21 protein-coding genes, 1 tRNA gene and 1 pseudogene are annotated in these 21,286 nt (G+C 35.5%); 17 read left to right on the top strand and 6 right to left on the bottom strand.

Annotation, left to right across the window (positions count from 1 at the left end):
• Nucleotides 1-126 precede the first annotated feature (126 nt).
• From hfq to GGR08_RS05850, 4 genes are all read left to right on the top strand, one after another.
• Nucleotides 127-366: an RNA chaperone Hfq gene (hfq, locus tag GGR08_RS05865; RefSeq protein ID WP_011179303.1), complete on the top strand. Its 240-nt coding sequence runs from the start codon at nt 127-129 to the stop codon at nt 364-366.
• Between the two features lie 49 nt (nt 367-415).
• Nucleotides 416-1,759, top strand: coding sequence for a GTPase HflX (gene hflX / locus GGR08_RS05860; protein WP_183194438.1), 1,344 nt, complete (start codon nt 416-418; stop codon nt 1,757-1,759).
• 144 nt (nt 1,760-1,903) lie between these two features.
• Nucleotides 1,904-3,730, top strand: coding sequence for a hypothetical protein (locus GGR08_RS05855; RefSeq protein ID WP_183194437.1), 1,827 nt, complete (start codon nt 1,904-1,906; stop codon nt 3,728-3,730).
• Nucleotides 3,731-3,864: 134 nt separating this feature from the next.
• Nucleotides 3,865-4,941 carry a COX15/CtaA family protein gene (locus tag GGR08_RS05850; protein WP_210273967.1) on the top strand — a complete coding sequence of 359 codons (1,077 nt, stop codon included), beginning with the start codon at nt 3,865-3,867 and terminating at the stop codon, nt 4,939-4,941.
• A gap of 20 nt (nt 4,942-4,961) precedes the next feature.
• On the opposite strand, the gene argC is transcribed toward GGR08_RS05850, so the two are convergent.
• A complete protein-coding gene (gene argC, locus GGR08_RS05845) occupies nt 4,962-5,894 on the bottom strand; it encodes an N-acetyl-gamma-glutamyl-phosphate reductase (RefSeq protein WP_183194436.1) in 933 nt (310 codons plus the stop codon).
• A gap of 339 nt (nt 5,895-6,233) precedes the next feature.
• On the opposite strand from argC, the gene glyA reads away from it, so the two are divergent.
• The 6 genes from glyA to nusB all read left to right on the top strand — a co-directional run bounded on the left by glyA (nt 6,234) and on the right by nusB (nt 10,769).
• Nucleotides 6,234-7,547 carry a serine hydroxymethyltransferase gene (gene glyA, locus GGR08_RS05840; protein ID WP_183194435.1) on the top strand — a complete coding sequence of 438 codons (1,314 nt, stop codon included), beginning with the start codon at nt 6,234-6,236 and terminating at the stop codon, nt 7,545-7,547.
• Nucleotides 7,548-7,560: 13 nt separating this feature from the next.
• Entirely contained in the window at nt 7,561-8,043 is a 483-nt protein-coding gene (gene nrdR, locus GGR08_RS05835) for a transcriptional regulator NrdR (protein ID WP_183194434.1), read from the top strand.
• Nucleotides 8,036-9,163 (top strand): bifunctional diaminohydroxyphosphoribosylaminopyrimidine deaminase/5-amino-6-(5-phosphoribosylamino)uracil reductase RibD, encoded by a 1,128-nt coding sequence (gene ribD / locus GGR08_RS05830; protein WP_183194433.1) that lies wholly within the window; start codon nt 8,036-8,038, stop codon nt 9,161-9,163. Before nrdR ends, ribD begins: the two co-directional genes overlap by 8 nt.
• The gene (locus GGR08_RS05825; RefSeq protein WP_183194432.1) at nt 9,145-9,774 is read left to right on the top strand and encodes a riboflavin synthase; all 630 of its coding nucleotides are present in this window, start codon (nt 9,145-9,147) and stop codon (nt 9,772-9,774) included. The genes ribD and GGR08_RS05825 overlap by 19 nt, the downstream gene beginning before the upstream one ends.
• A gap of 66 nt (nt 9,775-9,840) precedes the next feature.
• A complete protein-coding gene (locus GGR08_RS05820) occupies nt 9,841-10,296 on the top strand; it encodes a 6,7-dimethyl-8-ribityllumazine synthase (RefSeq protein ID WP_183194431.1) in 456 nt (151 codons plus the stop codon).
• Nucleotides 10,297-10,298: 2 nt separating this feature from the next.
• Nucleotides 10,299-10,769, top strand: a complete 471-nt coding sequence (nusB, locus tag GGR08_RS05815; RefSeq protein WP_183194430.1) for a transcription antitermination factor NusB — start codon at nt 10,299-10,301, stop codon at nt 10,767-10,769.
• A 79-nt stretch (nt 10,770-10,848) separates the two neighbouring features.
• Here the strand turns inward: nusB and GGR08_RS05810 are convergent, their stop codons facing one another.
• Nucleotides 10,849-11,328 (bottom strand): outer membrane protein assembly factor BamE, encoded by a 480-nt coding sequence (locus tag GGR08_RS05810; protein WP_183194448.1) that lies wholly within the window; start codon nt 11,326-11,328, stop codon nt 10,849-10,851.
• Between the two features lie 225 nt (nt 11,329-11,553).
• Here GGR08_RS05810 and GGR08_RS05805 point away from each other — a divergent pair, with 225 nt between their 5' ends.
• From GGR08_RS05805 to GGR08_RS05785, 5 genes are all read left to right on the top strand, one after another.
• Nucleotides 11,554-12,111, top strand: a complete 558-nt coding sequence (locus GGR08_RS05805; protein ID WP_183194429.1) for a YceD family protein — start codon at nt 11,554-11,556, stop codon at nt 12,109-12,111.
• Nucleotides 12,112-12,266: 155 nt separating this feature from the next.
• Nucleotides 12,267-13,337, top strand: coding sequence for a phosphate acyltransferase PlsX (gene plsX / locus GGR08_RS05800; RefSeq protein ID WP_183194428.1), 1,071 nt, complete (start codon nt 12,267-12,269; stop codon nt 13,335-13,337).
• Nucleotides 13,338-13,386: 49 nt separating this feature from the next.
• Nucleotides 13,387-14,364 (top strand): beta-ketoacyl-ACP synthase III, encoded by a 978-nt coding sequence (locus GGR08_RS05795; protein WP_183194427.1) that lies wholly within the window; start codon nt 13,387-13,389, stop codon nt 14,362-14,364.
• Between the two features lie 77 nt (nt 14,365-14,441).
• Complete coding sequence (locus tag GGR08_RS05790; protein ID WP_183194426.1) at nt 14,442-14,765, top strand: integration host factor subunit alpha; 324 nt, start codon at nt 14,442-14,444, stop codon at nt 14,763-14,765.
• Nucleotides 14,766-14,957: 192 nt separating this feature from the next.
• Nucleotides 14,958-15,461: a MerR family transcriptional regulator gene (locus tag GGR08_RS05785; RefSeq protein ID WP_183194425.1), complete on the top strand. Its 504-nt coding sequence runs from the start codon at nt 14,958-14,960 to the stop codon at nt 15,459-15,461.
• 818 nt (nt 15,462-16,279) lie between these two features.
• Here the strand turns inward: GGR08_RS05785 and thrS are convergent.
• From thrS to GGR08_RS05770, 3 genes are all read right to left on the bottom strand, one after another.
• A complete protein-coding gene (thrS, locus tag GGR08_RS05780; RefSeq protein WP_183194424.1) occupies nt 16,280-18,271 on the bottom strand; it encodes a threonine--tRNA ligase in 1,992 nt (663 codons plus the stop codon).
• 112 nt (nt 18,272-18,383) lie between these two features.
• Nucleotides 18,384-18,734 (bottom strand): membrane protein insertion efficiency factor YidD, encoded by a 351-nt coding sequence (gene yidD, locus GGR08_RS05775; RefSeq protein WP_183194423.1) that lies wholly within the window; start codon nt 18,732-18,734, stop codon nt 18,384-18,386.
• Nucleotides 18,735-19,163 carry an iron-sulfur cluster assembly scaffold protein gene (locus tag GGR08_RS05770; RefSeq protein ID WP_183194422.1) on the bottom strand — a complete coding sequence of 143 codons (429 nt, stop codon included), beginning with the start codon at nt 19,161-19,163 and terminating at the stop codon, nt 18,735-18,737.
• Nucleotides 19,164-19,290: 127 nt separating this feature from the next.
• Between GGR08_RS05770 and folE the strand changes: the two genes are divergently transcribed.
• On the top strand, nt 19,291-19,911 hold the full coding sequence (gene folE / locus GGR08_RS05765; protein WP_183194421.1) for a GTP cyclohydrolase I FolE: 621 nt from the start codon (nt 19,291-19,293) through the stop codon (nt 19,909-19,911).
• Between the two features lie 140 nt (nt 19,912-20,051).
• Nucleotides 20,052-20,136: transfer RNA gene (locus GGR08_RS05760), tRNA-Leu, on the top strand.
• A 932-nt stretch (nt 20,137-21,068) separates the two neighbouring features.
• Here the strand turns inward: GGR08_RS05760 and GGR08_RS05755 are convergent.
• Nucleotides 21,069-21,286 (bottom strand): annotated as a pseudogene (locus tag GGR08_RS05755) (hypothetical protein); the annotation flags it as partial.

Here is a 21,286-nt window from a genome sequence, read left to right as displayed (position 1 = left end):
TTGTTTTTTCTCTGATTTCAGTTGTTTGTTGCTAAATTTTGAAGCTTCTACGTTGACAATTGAATATTTTTCAGTCGATATGCATGCACGAATATTTTATGCAATCAATATGAAGGTGTAAGAATAATGGCAGAGCGATCACAACACCTGCAAGATGTGTTTTTAAATACGGTGCGTAAACAAAAAATTTCTCTTACAATTTTTCTTGTTAATGGTGTTAAACTCACGGGTATTGTAACTTCATTTGATAATTTTTGTGTCCTTTTGCGCCGAGATGGACATGCGCAATTAGTTTATAAGCATGCGATTTCTACAATTATGCCCGGACAGCCTGTACAGATGTTTGAAGGAGAAAGTTCTGAATAAGTACATTAAAGATAGGTTTTTATTCCATTTTAAAAGTACTTAGATTACTATGATAAATGACAATCAGAGATTAGGCGAAGTATTTTCGCAGAAGGTGAAACAGGTGCGCGCACTTGTTCTGGTTCCTATTTTCCAAGAGAATAGAAGTAAAAATTCTCTAAGAGAGCGTTCTATATCTTCTTGTGTTAAAGAATCATTGGGGTTAGCACATGCTATAAAGTTAGAAGTCATTAATTGTGAAACAGTTAATATTACAACGCTTCATCCTGCGACTTTCTTTGGAAAAGGTAAAGTGGGTGCTTTAGCTCATTATATAAATGGGTATTCTATTGAGCTTGTAATTGTAAATCACTTTTTAACGCCAGTACAACAGCGTAATTTAGAAAAATTATGGAATTGCAAAGTTATCGACAGAACTGCTTTGATTCTTGAAATTTTTGGTGATCGTGCACGAACAAAGGAAGGAGTTTTGCAAGTAGAATTGGCCCATTTGTCCTATCAAAAAGGACGGCTTGTGCGCAGTTGGACACACTTGGAAAGGCAGCGAGGGGGAGGTGGTTTTTTAGGTGGACCTGGTGAGACACAAATTGAAGCAGACAGACGCCTTTTACAGGGAAAAATTATTCGTATTCGCCGAGAATTAGAAACAGTTATTAAAACACGTGCACTTCATAGGGCCAAAAGAAAAAAAATATCTTATCCTGTTGTTGCTTTGATAGGATATACGAATACAGGAAAATCAACTCTTTTCAATCGTTTAAGCGGCGCAGATGTTTTAGCAAAGAATATGTTATTTGCAACGCTTGATCCGATTTTGCGCAAAGTTGTTCTCCCCCATGGAAAAGCTATTCTTTTGTCTGATACTGTAGGTTTTATCTCTGATTTGCCAACAAATTTGATTGCAGCTTTTAGAGCAACCCTTGAAGAAGTGGTTGAAGCGGATCTTATTCTTCATGTAAGAGATATGTCAGATCTTGATCATCATGCTCATGCTCAAGATGTCTTAGAAGTACTTTCAAGTCTTGATATCGATATTAATGATACAGAACATATCATAGAAGTTTGGAATAAGATTGATATGTTGGATGAGCAGACATTAAATATTTTACAAACAAGCGCAAAAACACAGTTAAATCCTGTTTTTATGATATCAGCGCTTAAGGGGGATGGATTAGATCAATTATTAACAACCATTGAAAAACAAATTTTTGGAGAGGTGCAAAACATTGAATATCTTCTAAAGCCTCATGAAATGTCGCTTATTGGTTGGTTTTATGAAAACTCTGCAGAAATAATGCAAGAAGGACATGATGATGGATCTGTTACTATTAGAGCCGTTGTTACGTCTGAAGCAAAAAAACAATTGGAGAACATCAAAAAAAATATGAATTAAGTTCTTTAAAGCTATTGTTGAATATTTTTGCTTAAATTTTACGTTTTTCTTATCCCCAAATAATATAACAGCAAATTAAGAGGATAGTTACTACTTTCTCTTAATAAAACAGTATGAAAAAGTATTTTGCTGGTTAAAATAAAGATGAGTCTTAAATGTAATAAAAGACTGTTCATAGATATAGCATGGCGAAACATTTTAATTGTTTTGCTGTTGCAAACGCTATGTGTATCTTTGATTTGGTTATATTATTTTGTTCAGCCTCGTGGTTACCAAGCAACTTTAACGTTTTCATTATCTGATTCTGTAGGAAAGCCATTACCAATTGAAAAGCAAAACAATGTTATTGTCTTTTTATTTTCACAGTTTAGATTTTCAGGTAATTTGCGTTTTTCTTTAAGTGCTTCTGATAAGAAAAAAAATCAGAAAAATATTTATTTATCGCGTCATGGTGATCTCATCGATCTTACTTTTGAAGCTGAGACACCTGAAGCAGCTCGACATGGGTTGGAAACTTGCTTTTCTAGCTTTTCACAAGCAATCATAACACAGAAACAATTTTTGTTAAATGATAAATCAGAAAACAAACAATATGATAATAGAGCTATCAATAATATTATACAGGGATTTCGTGCATCCATTGATTCTTTTATTCAGCATGGTGTAAAACAAACAGAGCTTCATGATCTTTCTGTACAATTAACGGAAGCAACTTTAAAGCGTATTCATTTGACAAGTTTGAATTCAACAATTAAGATGATGCGTGAAAGTGGGCAATCTTTATTGTCCTTATCGTTTATTGCAGAAAATTCAGCAATTGTTTCTCTTGAATCTAAACGTGATCTCTTGGAAACGCAAAGAGCACATATGGCTGTGCAATTAGGGTGGGTTCATCCTCAAATTAAAGCTATGACTGCGGAATTAGAAGCGATTTCTCATCAATTAAAAAATAAAATTTTACAGATTGTTTATCAAGTTCAGTCAGATGAGGTTATTGCAACAGAATTGGAAAAACAGCTCAAAAAAAGAGTGAGCCTTTTTGTAAAAGATCAATCCCAATCTTTGAATGAAATATTTAACGAGTTTGAAAATAAAATAAAAACAGCAATTGATGCACAAGATAAAGCAATGAGAAAGTCTGATCACTGGAGAGAAAAAGCAATTGGTTCATATGAGAAATTGAGTGATAATTTTCTTCTCTTGCAAAATACCAAAATTCACGTGGTTATACCAACAACGTTAACACAAGTTTCTTTTATGGCGCTTTATGGAAAAAATATTCTTGTGAGCACATTGGCCAGTTTTCTTACTCTTTTGCTAGGAATATTGTTCTTGTATCTGTGCTTTAGAAGCAAAAAAGACCAACTATCAGCAGGGGATATGAGATTAGAAAAAAATGATTTCAAGAAGAATGAGAATATTTTAGTCTCTCAAAACATAAAAAATCTTGAAGCTTTTGTTACGATGGAGGGATTGTCTGATGTTTTGAAATGGCGTGCTTCAACTGTTATTTCAATCATTGGACCAGAAGCTGCACGGACAGCAGCAAAACTTTCGCTTCATCTTATAAAAGAAAACAAAACAATTTTGTTGATAGATATTTCTGGTCAACAAATAGAGAAAATCATTGGTCCACATCGTGGGCTAAGTGATATTTTAACTGGCAATGCTCAGTTGCATGATGTTATTTACCGGGACTATGATACAGGAGTTGATATCCTTCCTCAGGGGCTAACAAGCGCTGTTTCTGCACAAGATTTTTCAAATGATATTTCTCATATATTACAAGAACTTCAAAAAGAGTATGATTTCATCATTTTAGAGATGGCAAGCGAACCTAAATATGGCTTTGAGCAATTTGCAGAGCTAACAGACTATTATATTTGCAATACTGTGCTTAATAAACAGGCTTGGATGATGCGAATGGTAAGCAACTTTCCAAAGATTGTTTATCGCGTTGTTACATCATAAACTTCGTAAAAGAGAAATATATATAATGGTAAGGTTGTTTTTTCTTAAAGTTGTAGTACATACTAAAATACGAGGGTTTAGTGTTTAAATTTTAAAAGACATTGTAATTGAAGAGAAGCGTGGGGCAATTAGAGATGATAGGAAAGAAATTAAACGATAGCATTTTAATGCCCGTGCAAAAAAAAAATAAAAAACAAATACAGGTATGGCTTTACTCTATTTTATTACTTTGTTTAGCAATTGTTTTAGTAGGTGGAGCTACGCGTTTGACAGGATCAGGATTATCGATAACGGAATGGAAGCCGATACACGGTATTATTCCACCGATAAGTGTTGAGCAATGGCAAGAGGAATTTTTAAAATATCAACAGATAGCACAATATAAACTGCTTAATCGTGATATGACCTTAAGTGCTTTTAAACTCATTTTTTGGTGGGAATGGGTACATCGTATTCTCGGGCGTCTTGTTGGTCTTGTTGCCTTATTCGGGTTAATTTGGTTTTGGGCAACTAAGCGTATTGAAAAAAATATTTTACTCCAGCTTATCATTGTCCCAATCCTTATCGCATTTCAAGGCTTTGTTGGTTGGTGGATGGTAGCTTCAGGGATTGGGCAAAGTAATTTAACAAGTGTAAGTCAATATCGTTTAGCATTTCATCTTATAACAGCATGTTTCGTTATTATTTTTGTTACTTATTTATCTCGAGGACTTGCAGAAGATTCAGAAAAACCAACAAATCAAAAGATACAATATTTCGCAGCTTGGCTTGTTATGCTCATCTTGATAGAGATTTATCTAGGTGCTTTGGTTGCAGGGCTTCATGCTGGAAAAGTTTATAATACATGGCCCCTTATGGATGATCAGATTATTCCTGATGGATTGTTGCAGCAAAGTCCTGTTTGGCTCAATTTATTCGAAAATCCCTTAACGGTTCAATTTATTCATCGATTTTTTGCTTATTTTTTATTTATTGTTTCAGTTCTTCATGCGTTCTATGTGCAAAAAAATATTCCACATTCAGCCCACTCTCGTCGTGCATTTCTTATCTGTATTATGATTATTATCCAAGCACTTTTAGGTATTTTGACCTTGCTATATGAGGTGCCGATAAGTTTGGGGCTCATTCATCAAAGTTTAGCATTAATAATGTTGTGTTTTGCGGTTACGCACTGGCGAGCAACAAAGGGAGCATATCACTCTGTTGAATAAAACTTGTATCCAAATAAAGTTTAGTTGCCTGAAAGCATTAAATCAAGGTTTTGGACTGCAGAGGCGGATGCACCTTTTCCTAAATTGTCAAATATGGCACACAAATTGAAAATGCCTTCGCGATTATTTCCAAATACGAATAGTTTCATACCATCTTTATTAGCTAAATATTCTGGATTAAGTCTTTGAAGTGAAGAAGTTTCTTCTTGTGACGCAACTGAAATAATGTTTTGTCCATCGTAATGATTTGAAAGAATTTCGCGCAAATCAGAGCAGTTTGCTGATTTTGTGAATAAACAGCGATGTAATGGAAGATTCACAATCATTCCCTGAGGAAAACGGCCAACACTTGGTATAAAAATAGGGGTTTGATTGATTTGTCCATGAAGTTTAATTTCTGATACATGTTTGTGTTCAAGATTAAGACCATAAATAAAATAATTTTCCCGAATATTTTGTTGAGACTGATTTTCCATTTGTGTAATTAATTGTTTTCCTCCTCCGGTATAGCCGGAGATTGCATTAATTGAGATAGGATAATAAGCGTCTAGTAAGCCTGCTTCGCGGAGTGGGCGAATCAAACTAATAGCACCAGTAGGGTAACATCCAGGATTGGTGACATAATGTGCTTCTTGGATACGCTTTTTTTGCCCTGCTGTCATTTCAGGGAAACCGTAGACCCAATTTGAAGTAATACGGTGGGCTGTTGAACTATCAATAATCCTAATATTTTTATTCTTTTTAAGCCAATGAACTGCTTCGCGTGCAGCAGCATCTGGAAGACACAAAATAGCAATATCAGTTTGATTAAGATAGTCTTGTCGCAGATAAACATTATGGCGATCTTTATAAGCAAGAGAAAGTAGTTGTAAATCTGAACGTTGCTCTAAGCGTTTTTGTATTTGTAGTCCGGTTGTACCATGTTCACCATCAATAAAAACTTTGGTTACCATTCTTACTTGCCTTATCTTAACTTTACCTACTATATCCATATTCTATAAGATATTTTAAATTGTTACTAACTTAAATGATAGTCATTAAATTATTGAATTTATTTAGATTGTAGGTATCCTTTGTAAAAGATGCAAACAAATTAAAAACGTAACAGGGAAAACTTAATCTTATTTTTTGCCATTCTTGGGAGAGAAGTTTTTTCTGTTTCTATTGACAAGGAATAAGATAAATATTTGCATCATTATTTTTGAATGTAAGTAGTTTAAAATGTTTGGTTTGCATGATTTGCTGTGTTATCGTTTGAGTGGCTTTATTTTTTAATGTTAGGAAAGTATTTTATGACTCAGCAAAAAAATGACACACAAAAACGCTTTTTTAATGATAGTTTACAAACTGTTGATGGTACGATTTTTGAAGCAATTAAGGGGGAATTTGAACGTCAACAACACGAAATTGAGTTGATTGCTTCAGAAAATATTGTTTCAAGAGCGGTTCTTGAAGCGCAGGGGTCTGTTTTAACCAATAAATACGCAGAAGGTTATCCAGGAAAGCGCTACTATGGCGGGTGCCAATTTGTTGATGTCGTTGAAGATTTAGCCATTGAAAGGGCAAAGCAGCTTTTTGGCGCTGCTTTTGCAAATGTACAACCTAATTCTGGTAGCCAAATGAATCAAGCTGTCTTTTTAGCTTTACTTCAACCTAATGATACATTAATGGGATTAGATTTAAATGCTGGTGGTCACTTGACACATGGTTCATCTGTCAATATGTCAGGAAAATGGTTTGATGTTGTTTCCTATGGTGTACGTCAAGAAGATCAGATTATTAATATGGAAGAGGTTGATCGACTTGCAAAAAAACGTAAACCTAAACTTATTATAGCGGGGGGGTCATCTTATCCTCGCTTTTGGGATTGGAAACGATTTCGTGAAATTGCCGATGAGATTGGTGCTCATCTACTCGTTGATATGTCTCATATTGCCGGTCTTGTTGCTGGTGGTGTGCATCCTTCACCTGTTCCACATGCACATATTGTAACAACAACAACACATAAATCTCTTCGAGGTCCTCGTGGTGGTTTGATATTAACAAATGATGAAGTTTTATCCAGAAAAATTAATTCTGCAATTTTTCCTGGCCTTCAAGGTGGTCCTTTAATGCATGTAATTGCAGCAAAGGCTGTTGCATTTGAGGAAGCCTTGCATCCCTCTTTTAAGAGTTACAGTGCTAATGTGGTTGCTAATGCAAAAATTTTAGCAAAAACATTGCAGAGTGATGGTTTTAATATTGTTTCTGGTGGTACCGACAATCATTTATTGTTGGTTGATTTACGTTCCAAAAATCTAACAGGAATACGGGCCGAATTAGCTTTGGGACGCTCTCATATTACCTGCAATAAAAATGGTATTCCTTTTGATCCTGAAACGCCAGCTGTAACATCAGGAATTCGTTTGGGATCACCTGCTGCAACAACGCGTGGTTTTTCAGAACAAGAGTTCATTCAAGTCGGTCATTTGATTGCGGAAGTTCTTGATGGTCTTCGGGCGGCAAAAAGCGATGAAGATAATTATTCCGTTGAAATGGCTGTTAAGAAAAAGGTGGAAGATATAACGAATCATTTTCCTCTTTACTCTTATCTTAGCACTCGGTAAGGATGCAAAAGAGATGCGCTGTCCTTACTGTCAATATGAGGATACACAGGTTAGGGATTCACGTCCTGCAGAAGAGGGAGCGGTGATTCGACGCCGCCGTGTGTGTTCCGTTTGTGCTGGTCGTTTTACAACTTTTGAACGTATTCAGCTGCGTGAGCTCCTGGTTGCTAAAAAAAGTGGACGATATGAACCTTTCGATCGCGATAAGTTAATGCGATCAGTTGATGTGGCTGTGCGTAAACGCAATATTGATCCTGATCATATTGAACGAGCAATTTCTGGTATTGTGCGTCAACTTGAAAGTTTTGGAGAGCCAGAGATTGCTTCAGAAAAAATTGGCCATCTTGTGATGGAAGCATTGAAAAGAATTGATGATATTGCTTATATCCGTTTCGCTTCTGTGTATCGAGATTTTCGTAATGCAAGCGATTTTCACGATGTTATAGATGAGTTGTCAAAGGGTATAGCGGATTTAGAATCTCGTTTTGATGAATAAAAAAGTGCAAGATGAACGGTTTATGGCCGCAGCTATCCGTTTAGCCGAGCGTCATGTCGGTCTTACAGGTGAGAATCCTTCGGTTGGTACGTTAATTGTGCGAAATGATAGCGTTGGGGGAGCGTTTATTGTTGGCTATGGCGTAACGGCTATCCATGGTAAACCTCATGCTGAAGTGCAAGCTTTACGTATGGCTGGTTCTTTAGCTCGAGGAGCTACTGCTTATGTTACTTTAGAACCTTGCGCACATTATGGAAAAACTTCTCCATGTGTCAATGCACTTATTGATTCAGGTATTTCCCGTGTTGTTGTTGCTCTTATTGATTGTGACAAGCGTGTTAACGGTCATGGTATTGCTCTTTTACGTGCAGCCGGTATTGAAGTAGTTGAGGGAATTTTAGCTGAAGAAGCTTTTGAATCCTTATGTACACATTGGTGTATAAAGAAGATGCAACGCTGTGCTGTCACTTTTAAAATGGCAATTTCTGCTGATAATGGTGTGGGAAAAAGGGAGCAGGGTAAAATAAAAATTAGTGGAGCACTTTCTCATATCCAGACGCATATTCTACGAGCTCAAAATAATGCTATCCTCGTTGGTATTGGTACTATACTAGCAGATGATCCGCAATTAAATTGCCGCTTACCTGGGATGGAAATGCGCTCACCAATTCGTATTATTTTGGATGCAGATTTATCTATCCCACTTGATGCGAAAATTGTCCAAACGGCAACAATAATTCCTACATGGGTTATTTGTGATGCGAATCTTTCAAAGACGAGCAAAAAAAATGTATTGGAGCAATATGGTGTGTTTGTATATTCAATAGAAATGGACAGTAGTGGTGTAGAACCCTTTCCTCTTTTACAGATGCTTTATAAACATGGGATTAATAGTGTTTTACTTGAAGGTGGTGTAAAGACAGGAGAAAAGTTTTTGAATGCTGAGTGTGTTGATCATTTGATATGTTTTTATGCTCCTGTTGTTTTAGGAAAAAATCGTATTGAAGCTCCTCATTTTGGTAGTTATCTTTCACAGTTTCATAAAGTTGAGACTAAAATGTTTGGAAATGACCGTTTTTATAAATGGAGACGTAAGACATTATGTTTACGGGAATTATAACAGATATCGGTTGTGTTGAGGATATCCAATCTTTAAAGCAAGAGGTGCGTTTAAAGATTTCTACACGCTATCCTATAGAATATTTAACAATTGGTGCATCAATTGCGTGTTCAGGTATTTGTTTGACAATAGTCGAGCAAGGCTTAAAACAAGATAATTCTAATTGGTTTGTTGTTGAAGCGTGGGAAGAAACATTGCGTTTAACAAATCTTGCACAATGGACAAAAGGAACTTTTGTTAATTTAGAACGTTCTCTTCGATTAGGTGATGAAATGGGAGGGCATTTGGTTTCTGGTCACATTGATGGTTTGGCTGAAATCATTGATCAAAAAAATGAAGGAGATGCAATTCGTTTTTATTTAAAAGTTTCAAAACAATTTATGCCGTTCATTGTGAATAAGGGATCTCTTGCACTTAATGGAACATCTTTGACTGTTAATGGTGTTGAAGATTGTATTTTTGATGTTCTTATTATTCGCCACACACTTGAAATGACAACGTGGGGACAAACTAAAATTGGAGATTGGGTCAATTTGGAAATTGATCAATTTGCTCGTTATGTTGCTAAGCTTTTTGCTTTAAAAATGAAAGATGATAAGCCAAGACTCTAGTGATCATTTTTAGAATTTTATATTTTATAGCTCTGAATTTTTTGATTCGTTTTTTGGAAATCCATTATGGTGAAAGAGATACGCAAAAAGCCTCACGTATTGATTGTTGAAGCGCGTTTTTATGAGAAGATTTCTGATGCACTTTTGAAAGGTGCTGTAACTACTTTGCAAAAAGCTGAAGTAAGTTATGATATTGTAACGGTTCCTGGAGCATTAGAAATACCAAGTGCAATAGTTTTTGCTGAACAAAATAAAATATTTTATGATGGTTATGTTGCACTTGGTTGTGTTATTCGGGGTGAAACATATCACTTTGAAATTGTTGCCAATGATTCTTGTCGTGCGTTGATGGATTTAGCTGTTCAGAAGTATTTGGCTATTGGAAATGGTATTTTGACTGTTGAAAACAAAGAGCAAGCATGGGTGCGCGCAAAACAAGGTAAAAAAAACAAAGGAAGTTTTGCGGCTGAAGCTGCTTTATGTATGATCGCTCTAAAAGAGAGATTTGGAGTTAATCGTTAAATATGGCTGATACAAAAAGCAGACATTTCTCGCGTTCAGCTAATAAGCGTGGAGTAGCCAGACTTGCGGCAGTTCAAGCACTCTATCAAATGGATATCGTGGGTTCAGGGGTGATGGAAACTGCAGCTGAGTATGAGGCTTATCACTTGGGAAAAGATATTGATGGATACCAGTATCTTGAAGCTGATTTTCAATGGTTTTTAGCTATTATAACGGGTGTTGTAAAAGATCAAAAACAGCTTGATCCTCTGCTTCATCAACAGCTTTCTTCAGAGTGGTCTCTTTCACGTCTTGATTCCATATTGCGAGCAATTTTACGGGCAGGTCTATGGGAGCTGATCAATCGCAAAGATATCCCTATTGCAGTTGTCATGAATGAATATGTCGATATAGCAAAGGCGTTTTTTGAAGGTGATGAGCCAAAACTTGTTAATGCAGTCCTTGACAATATGGCAAAAAAAATCCGTTTCTAAAATTTATAACCCCCCATGTTCGTAGGTCTGATAATATCCGACCTAATAATATCGAAGCGATACGCAGACTATATATAATTTAGTTATGAGTTTGTAGATTTGCAGGGCCTTTTATAATTTGAATTAAAAAAGGGTGTTCTTTTGTTACCGTTGGTGTTGTTTTCGCAATAAAATCAAATACTTGACCGTCTTGTAGACCGTAGTTAGCAACCTTTGTAACCTGATTATTTTCATTGAAGTAAATAGCTAAAACTTTTCGATCTATGATCTTTGTTTTCATAAACTGCATCCCACGGTAACGTGTCTGTGAGATGTAATAAAAAACTTCATTATCATATTTTGTTTTTAACGAAGGAGTTCCTAAGGTCAAAAGAACTTGTTCTTGGCTTGAACCAATAGAAATAGCATCCAGCGCATTTTTATCAAGAACATAGCCCTCTCTATAAATTTGGCTTGAACCTGAAGAATCAAAAAAACTACAGGCAGCAAGTGTTAATATGTTTGCTATTGATAGACCAACCAATAATTTACGTTTGGTTAAGGCCATTATGTGAGACATTTGGAACAATGATATCTCCTTTTTATGCTTAGATGTATTAATAAGAAGGCAACCTCAAGTTTTTTCCCACTTTAGCTTAATCTAGCATAGCTTACATTGAGCTTCCCTGTTATAAAACAAATTATGCCATATAGAATTTCTTTAGAAAAGAAAAAAATAAATGAAATATACTTAAGATAAACAAAAGCACAGTGCTTTATATGTTTTTATAGGTAGGAATTTTCAATGAATGTTCAAAATTTTTCTCAAATGACATTTGCTTTGGTTTATCCAATATCTGTACGTTCTCTACCTGCTAAAGGTGTAAGAATTCAGCTTTGTGCAAATAAAAGCGAATGTATACATTTAGCTCAGAACCATGATTTAATTGAAGTAAAATCTTGTGAGGGAAAATTTCATATTTTTCCGTGGAAAAAACGCGGGGTGCTTATAAAAGGTCTATTGCAGGCGCGCATACTACAGTTATGTGTTGTTACATTAGAACCATTAGAAAATATTCTCCGTGAAAATATTGAAGTTGTTTTGGTTCCTGAAGGTTCAAATTTGATAAAACCCAAAATATCAGAGGTTACAGAAGAATTGTTTTTAAATGTGGAAGGATTTGATACTCCAGAAGTGTTTTATGATGATAAAATTGATATTGGTGCAATCATGGAAGAATTTTTTGAGTTGTCTATTAATCATTATCCACGTAAAGAGGGGACAAAGATGCATGTAATTGAAAATTTAGAAGAGGCAGAAAAAAAGCTCTCGCCATTTTTTGTTTTAAAAGATTGGAAGTAATTGTAAAAACATAAAAAAATTATCTATTGCATGCTATGATAAAAACAGTATTTTCTGCGGAGCTGTTTTCGCAAGATGTGCTTTGTGGGGGACAAAAGCCCAAAATCATAATATGCGTTTAGAGATGTAAATGAGAAGATGTGGGATATGTAAGCGTGATTAGAATTTCTGTGGATGTCATGGGTGGTGATTATGGTCCAGAAGCAGCTATTGCAGGAGCAGCAATTGTACAAAAATATTTGTCAAATATTTGTTTTCTGTTTTATGGTATAGAAGAGGTTGTTCGACCGGTTTTAAAAAAATATCCCTGTTTGGATTCTGTGTCGCGCTTTTTTCCTACAGAAAGTTACACACGCATGGATGAAAAGCCAAGCCAAGCTCTTCGAAATGGGCGTGGTAAATCATCAATGTGGTATGCCATTGAAGCAATAAAAAATGGTGAAGCTGATGCTTGTGTTTCTGCTGGGAATACGGGTGCACTCATGGCTATGTCTTATTTTTGTTTAAAAATGCTAGCAGAGGCTGAACGTCCTGGTATTGCAGGTATCTGGCCAACACTTCGCAATGAGAGCATCGTTTTAGATATTGGAGCAACGATTGGAGCATCTGCGAGTCAGTTGGTTGATTTGGCAGTTATGGGAGCGGGTATGTTTCGCGCTTTATATCACATTAAAAAACCAAGTGTTGGGCTTTTAAATGTGGGGGTAGAAGAGGTTAAAGGACTTTATGAAATAAAAAAAGCAGGAATGATATTACGTGAAGTGCAATTAGAAGGATTAGAATATAAAGGATTTGTTGAAGGCAATGACATTGGAAGGGGAGCAGTGGATGTTGTTGTAACAGAAGGCTTTTCTGGTAATATTGCTTTAAAAACCGCAGAAGGAACTGCGCGACAGATAGGAGAGATTTTAAATTCGGCATTGCGTAGTTCTTTTTTAACATCTCTTGGTTATTTTTTATCGCGGGGCGCTTTTCGTACACTGAAACATAAAATGGATCCTGATAGAGTGAATGGGGGAGTGCTTTTAGGCTTAAATGGTGTTGTCATAAAAAGTCATGGCAGTGCTAATGCTAATGGTTTTTCTTCTGCTATTCGTGTTGGTTATGAAATGGTTAATAATGGACTTTTACAAAAAATAACTGATGATTTACGAAGATTTCATGGAAATAAAGAAGCACTTTTTGATCAAGAAGCTGAAGCGGTAATGAACGGAGAGCCCTTATGATAAGCTCTTATATTATAAATAAAAAATTTGAAGAAAAGGTGAGAGCTGAATGATTCGGTCAATTATACGTGGTGTAGGAAGTGCTTTGCCGAAAAGAATTTTATCAAATGATGAGATTGCTAAGTTGGTTGAAACATCAGATTCATGGATTGTCCAGCGTACAGGAATACATCAACGTTATATTGCCAATGAAAATGAAACAACGGTTTCCTTAGGTGTTGAAGCTGCGCAAGCAGCTCTTATAAATGCCGGCCTTACAGTAAAGGATATTGATTGTATTATTTTAGCGACCTCAACACCAAATCATACTTTTCCCGCTTCTGCTGTCGAAATTCAGTATGCTTTGGGAATGAGCCATGGATTTGCTTTTGATATTCAAGCTGTTTGCTCTGGTTTTATTTTTGCTTTAACAACAGGAGATGCTTATTTACGGTGTGGAGCGGCTAAAAGAATTTTAATTATTGGATCTGATACATTTTCTCGAATTTTAGATTGGGAAGATCGTACGACATGTGTTTTGTTTGGCGATGGTGCAGGTGCTGCTATTTTGGAAGTCCAAGAAATTAAGGGGAATAATATTACTTTTGAGCGTGGTATATTATCTGCGAAACTGCGTTCTGATGGTGCTTATATAGATAAACTATATGTTGATGGTGGACCTTCAACAACCCAAACGACAGGCTGTTTGCGTATGGAAGGACGAGAAGTTTTTAAATATGCAGTTGGGATGATAACGGATGTGATTGATGATTGTTTTGCAGCTGTTGGTATGAATCCTTCACAACTAGATTGGTTTGTACCTCATCAAGCTAATAGGCGCATTATTGAAGCATCGGCCAAAAAACTGGGAATTTCTATAGATAAAGTTGTGATTACTATTGATCAACATGGTAATACGTCTGCAGGATCAGTTCCGTTGGCATTAACAACAGCTATTGACGATGGAAGAATAAAAAAAGGAGATCTTATTATGTTAGAAGCCATGGGAGGTGGTTTTACATGGGGAGCAATTCTTATTCGTTGGTAAATTATGGTTACTTGACCATATTGAAATAAAACGTATAAGTCATTTTGTAATTTTTAATATTTTAATAGGTGATTATAATGACAAGTAAGACAGTAACGCGTGCAGATCTAGCGAGCGTAGTTTGTAAAAGAGTGGGCTTGTCACATACTGAATCAGCAGCTTTGGTCGAATTGGTTTTGGACGAGATTTGCAACTCACTTATAAGAGGTGAGGCTGTTAAACTCTCTTCTTTTGCGACATTTCAGGTTCGCAGTAAAAATGAACGTATTGGGCGCAATCCCAAAACGGGTGTCGAAGCACCTATTCCTCCGCGACGTGTTGTAACATTTAAGGCTGCAAATGTACTTAAACAGAGAATTTTAGATTCGCATCGTGCAAGACGGAAAAGTAATATCTCATAAATAAACGCATAATAATATTTGGTATTCATTTAAAAAGTGTATAAAATATAAAATAAAGTCCTGTGTTTTTTAGAAAAAACTGTTTAGTAAGTAGTCAATTATGGTCCTATTTTTGACTAATCTTGTTGAGAAATTGAGACATAATGAATCATTATAAAATCATTTGTCGTGTTTTAGATAAGGTGTTGAAAAATGGATAAAAGCTCTGATGCTTTTCGCACAATTAGCGAAGTAGCTGAGCTGTTAGAGCTTCCGCAGCATGTCTTGAGATTCTGGGAAACACGTTTTAGGCAGATTAAACCAATGAAACGTGGAGGAGGAAGGCGTTATTATCGTCCGATCGATATTGATTTACTCAATGGTATTAAGCAGTTATTGTATGAGCAGGGTTATACAATAAAAGGTGTGCAGCGTCTTTTGAAAGAAAATGGAATTGCTTTTGTGATTGCATTTGGTAATGGCAATCTTGATGCCATGAATGTTGTCATAGAGAAAAAGCATGTAGGACAAACTTTTGAAAGTACTAGCAATAAACCTAAGAAATCTTCTTTTGGGCTTTTGAGTTTTATGAAGAATGAAGGAGAAATTTCTGTTGGTTCTGTAAATCTTTACAAAGATAAAACCGATAAAGCACTGTTGCAAGAAATACTGTTTGAACTGATTGAATGTAAGCGTGTTCTTGATAGAGCACGATAATAATGGTATGTTTATTGTGCTTCTTTTTTAGAAAAATGTGCTTTTTGAAAGTTTTTTTATAATTCAAGATAGATATGTGACTAGTTTTTAATTTAGAAAAATATGAAGAGGGGAAAGAATTAATGTCGAATTTTACCATTCTTCTTTGACTTAGCTCTATAAATCTCAGAGAGATTAAAGCGATATCTAGTCAGTTGAAATTGCAGGGTAAGAATGTTATTAAGTTTCTTCTTTATGCGCTTGTTTTGAAATGGATAGTTTCTTAAAATACCTAAGACCATTTCATGACAGTGTTCGTGAATAGGTATAATGGTAAATTTTTATTGATCACCACCATTTTTATACTTGTAAAGGAGAAAGCTGAAATCACTGTTATAATTTATCCTCTTTCCAATGTTTGAGGAAATTTTCGATACTTAAAATATCTCGCTATAGGCATTTTTAGTCCTTTTTCAATAGTTTTTTATATACACACTCATCCTGTTTGTTATGTGTAAGTAAGTGATATTGCTAAATATAAATAGATTTGAAATAACAAGACCCTGTGGTATTCGAAACTCTTGTTAAATATGAATAATGTTATATTATCATTTAAATCAATGTGCTACTTATCCTTGATAAAGCATATCTTACGTATTAAGATACATTATCATTCGGATAATTTATATATTTATTCACAAATATAATCTCATTTTCTATTTTCTCTCTTGATGTTGCTGTGATCAAGTACCTCCTTCTGATGATGATAAGCATGTATAAAACCCGAAAACACACAACAGCATCAAATCATTTAATCTTATACAAAAACTGATATTTTATCATCTACTGTGATGTGATGCATTTATAACACGCTGTAAATCTGGAGGTGTTGCCTCATTTGAGAGTTGCTTAATCACATCTTTTACAGATAAAAAGATTTGGTCCATACTTCCTAAGCGACGCATATTTACGCTGTTTGTCTCAGCCTCACGTTTACCGCATACTAAAATTACTGGGATCTTTTGTAAAGAATGTTCTCGTATTTTATAGCTAATTTTTTCATTGCGGAGATCTGTTGTTGCAGAAAGCCCAATAGCTTTAAGTTTTGCTGTTATTTTTTTGGCATATTCATTTGCTTCAGATGTAATTGTTGCGACAACAACTTGTTCAGGAGCTAGCCAAAGTGGCATGTGTCCAGAAAAGTTTTCGATTAATATACCAAGAAAACGTTCCATTGATCCAAAAATAGCGCGATGAATCATAACAGGTTGACGTTTTTCTGAATTTTTATCAATATAGAATGCGCCAAAACGTTCAGGAAGATTAAAGTCTATTTGTGTTGTTCCACATTGCCACTCACGACCAATAGCATCTTTTAGTGTATATTCAAATTTGGGACCATAAAATGCGCCCTCACCTGGAAGAATACTCGTTTTGATTTGACCTGCAAATTTTGTTTCAATCGTTTTAAGTACAGATTCCATGATACTTTCCGCATGATCCCATAATGCATCGGATCCAACTCGTTTTTCTGGACGGGTTGAAAGCTTAAGACTAATTTCTTTAAAACCAAAATCAGCATAAGTTGATAAAATAAGATCATTAATACTGAGACATTCATCGGCTAATTGTTCATCAAGACAAAAAATATGCGCATCATCTTGTGTAAAACCACGCACACGCATAAGACCATGTAAAGAGCCCGAAGATTCATAACGATGAACAAGACCAAACTCAGCAAGTCTAATAGGCAGATCACGATAAGATTTTAAACCATGTTTAAAAATTTGCACATGACCAGGGCAACTCATTGGTTTAAGGGCATAAACATTTTCATGATCTGAATCTTCTATGGCCGGAATTGCTTTAAACATGTTTTCCTTATACCAACCCCAATGGCCTGATATTTCCCAAAGTGATCTATCGAGAACTTGGGGTGCATTAACTTCAGCATATTGATGATCATCAAGACGTCTACGCATATAGTTGATCAAATTTTGAAACATTTTCCAGCCTTTTTTGTGCCAAAAAATCATTCCTGGCCCTTCTTCTTGAAAATGAAATAAGTCCATTTCACGTCCCAAGCGGCGATGATCACGTTTTTCAGCTTCTTCTAGCATATGTAGGTAGGCTTTTAGGTCATTTTCATTCGCAAATGCTGTTCCATAAATTCTCGTAAGCATTGGCTTATTGGCATCGCCACGCCAATAAGCTCCTGCAACTTTCATTAATTTGAAAGCATTTCCTATCTGCCCTGTAGATTGCATGTGCGGTCCACGGCAAAGATCAAACCACTCCCCTTGATAATAAATTTTTAAATCTTGATTTTCAGGAATGCTATCAATAAGCTCAACTTTATAAAATTCCTTTTTCTCAGAAAATATTTTTCTTGCTTTTTTACGAGACCAAATCTCTTTTCTAAAAGGTTTATTGCGTTGAATAATTTCACGCATTTTTTTTTCAATTACAGTGAGATCATCGAATGTAAAAGGTTGTTGGCGTGCAAAATCATAATAGAATCCATTTTCAATAACAGGACCTATAGCTACTTGCGTTTCAGGAAAGAGTTCCTGCACTGCTTCAGCAAGAACATGCGCGCAATCATGCCTTATAAGCTCAAGAGCACGTGAATCTTCTCGAGTGATAATCTCTACTTGACCAGATTGTTCCAATGGATCCGATAAGTCTCGTGTGATGCCATCAAGTCTATAAGCGACTGCTTTTTTTGCTAGTGATTTAGAAATTGATTCTGCTAATTCCAAACCTGTTGTTTTGGCGGAATAATTACGTTTTGAACCATCGAGAAAAGAAAGAGAAATAGAGCAAGACATAAAAACACCCTTTTAATCCAATTCAGCTAACGATTGCGGATGGTTTCGTGAAAACTGAGTAAAAAGCCTATAGATCAATTGTTCTATCAATGCATATGAAAAAAGAAAAGGATTATTTGTCGAGTTTGTCAGAAATTTTCCAGTATCGCCAAGGTTTATAAAAACAACAAAAATTCCCAAGCGAAGTAGGAACTGGATCTAAGCCATTTGACCCAAAGGGTCCACAACGTATGAGACGAAAAAATCCCATCCATGCACCAGCCCAAAGTCCATGACGTGCAATCGCTTCATATGTATATTCTGAACAAGTTGGGGCATAACGACACTGATTGCCTATAAGACTTGAAAGTGTGATTTGATAGAACCGAACGAACAAAATACCCAATAATCGTCCAGGTGTTTTTTGCCAAGCGCCTGTGTAATTTCGAGTCAATTTTTCTTGTCGAGATTGTGATTTGAACATTTATTTTCCTTCAATTTTTTGAATGCAGTCTATCGTTGCATCAAAAGGTAGGAGTGTTGCTGCATGGCGCATTTTATAGCTTTTAATGGGCTGTAAGCAAGAAAAATCTTCAAATGGTGCTTGAGGAGGGGAGCCATCCTGCGTTAGCATTTGATGGATAACTTCACGCAATATTTTAAGATCTTGTGTTGTCTGTCCAATGATGTGAGAAGCTAAAAGTGAAGCTGCAGCTTGCCCCAGCACACATGCATATATTTCATGGGCAAAATCAATAATAATGCCATTTTCCACTTTTAAATCTACAGTGATTGTTGAACCGCAAAGATGTGCATGCTTTCTTGATGTTGCATCAGGCTTATTAAGACGCCCAATTCTGCTTATATGTGCTGCATATTCAAGTATTTTATCATTATAGATATGATCAATCATACGCTATTGCCTGAATTTTTTGAGAGTCGTAATTGTTTAAACTTTTAATTCGCTTATATAAGAGATTATAAAAAATAAAATAGGTATTTAACAAATGCTTTGTAGAGAGTAGACTTGGGGTTTTTGAATGCGTAATATTGTGAAAGAAGGTGCAGAAAATTCTTTTTTATTTGAAGAAAAGCGTCCGAGTCTTGAAGAGGTGGAAGAATCGATTCGTACATTGCTTTTATGGATAGGAGAAAATCCGAGCAGAGAAGGGCTTTTAGATACTCCAAATCGTATAGCTAAGGCATATCGCGAACTTTTTAATGGTTATAGTCAATCGGTTGAAGAAACTTTAGGCACAGTTTTTGAAGAAGTTTCAGGGTATAATGAATCGATAATCGTGAAAAATATACCTTTTTATTCACATTGCGAGCATCATATGATACCAATTATTGGGAAAGCGCATATAGCGTATCTTCCTAATGCAAAGATTGTTGGTCTTTCAAAAATTGCGCGTGTTGTAGATATTTTTTCTCGTCGTTTACAAACGCAAGAAGCTATGACAGCGCAAGTAGCTCACGCTTTGAAAACGTATTTAAAGCCTCGTGGTGTAGCAGTATTGATTGAGGCTGAGCACATGTGCATGGTTATGAGAGGAATCCAAAAACAGGGTTCTACAACAATTACAAAAAAATTTTATGGTTATTATAAAAAAGATCAAGCGGCACAAACACATTTTATGATGATGGTTCAAAGATCGTAGTAAAGTCAATATTTCTTAGTAATCTCTATTAAATTATAAATCATCCGAATAAAATAAATTATGAGAAAAAGAAAATAGGCTTGTACCTTTCTTTATGATTTGTTAAAGGCTGGAAATTAAAATGCTTTTCTTCACTATGTGCGGTCGTGGCGGAATTGGTAGACGCGCAGCGTTGAGGTCGCTGTGGGGTAACCCGTGGAAGTTCGAGTCTTCTCGACCGCACCACTTATAGGTTTTCCACAATATTACTTGACATCGTTGTTTATCTTATTTTGTTTGTAACTCATTGTTTTTATATACAGCCTTGGTATCTGATGGGGCTGTCAAAAGCGCAGTTCAAAAGGCGGTTTAAAAAGCAATTAAGAAAATAAGAACACGTGATAGTTTATCTGTCTTATTTGTAAAAAAACCATCTAAAGGTAAGTATGCTGATGAATCTGGGTTATGCTTCATCAAAACAGAACAGAATCAATGACATTGGTTTTTTTGATTCGATCTCAATAAAAAAAGCGTCGCAAAATGGGATTAAACTCTTGTAGCAGTATGTCTTTAAAAGAAGTACAGCTTATCTTTAAACGTATACAACTTATGTTATCGATATTTTCAAACGACTAAATTTTTAAACAATGTGATTTGTGCTGTGAGAAAAAAACGTATTATAAAATTTATAAACTATTATGAATGACATCTGCTTTTCATTTCATTTAAATGCACCCATGCGTTATAATATTGGCATCATGATTTGCTTTTTATGGTCTATTCATACATGCCAATCTTATATAAAAAATGGTCAAATGAATCACCTATAAAAAGATGGATTCTGAAGGGGGTATGAAAATTATTTACATAATACATTGATTTTTTTATATTTTTATGTAATATGTGGCGTCGGGTGCTGAAAACACGGTAGATAGCCCGTCGTTATGCTTTTCCCAAAAGGGTAGTGTATAGCATAACTACATCCGACGAGATCATCATATGTGACGAGCATAGAATGAGTCAAAGCCTTTAATATGCGGAAAATAAACTGTTTCGGCAATCTATCCGCTATCTATCAAGGTGTTTTCTAGGCACCTGATTTAACGGTATATGTTTTTCGTGAATCTTGTCAAGTAATAAGATTGCTGTGAGTAGTGTGGTGACATAGCTTAAGAACACTATTTAGCTTTCTTATTAGCAGCGTATTCTTGACGTTTAAGTTGTCTCTGTATATTTTGGGTTAATCTTTCATTGGCATATTGTGCAATAGCACTTGTAATCTCTGGCTTGGACATAACTTTAGCAATTGAAGGTCCTTCTTGTTTTGCAATGGGGAATTGGTCTCCATCTACTCTTGAAAGACATTACCATTGAGTTTTTTCAATTCAACACGCTT

It is taken from the genome of Bartonella fuyuanensis, assembly GCF_014197255.1.
Lineage (GTDB): Bacteria > Pseudomonadota > Alphaproteobacteria > Rhizobiales > Rhizobiaceae > Bartonella > Bartonella fuyuanensis.
Note: the sequence above shows the minus strand (reverse complement) of the source record. Positions and strands in the feature narration are given on the sequence as shown.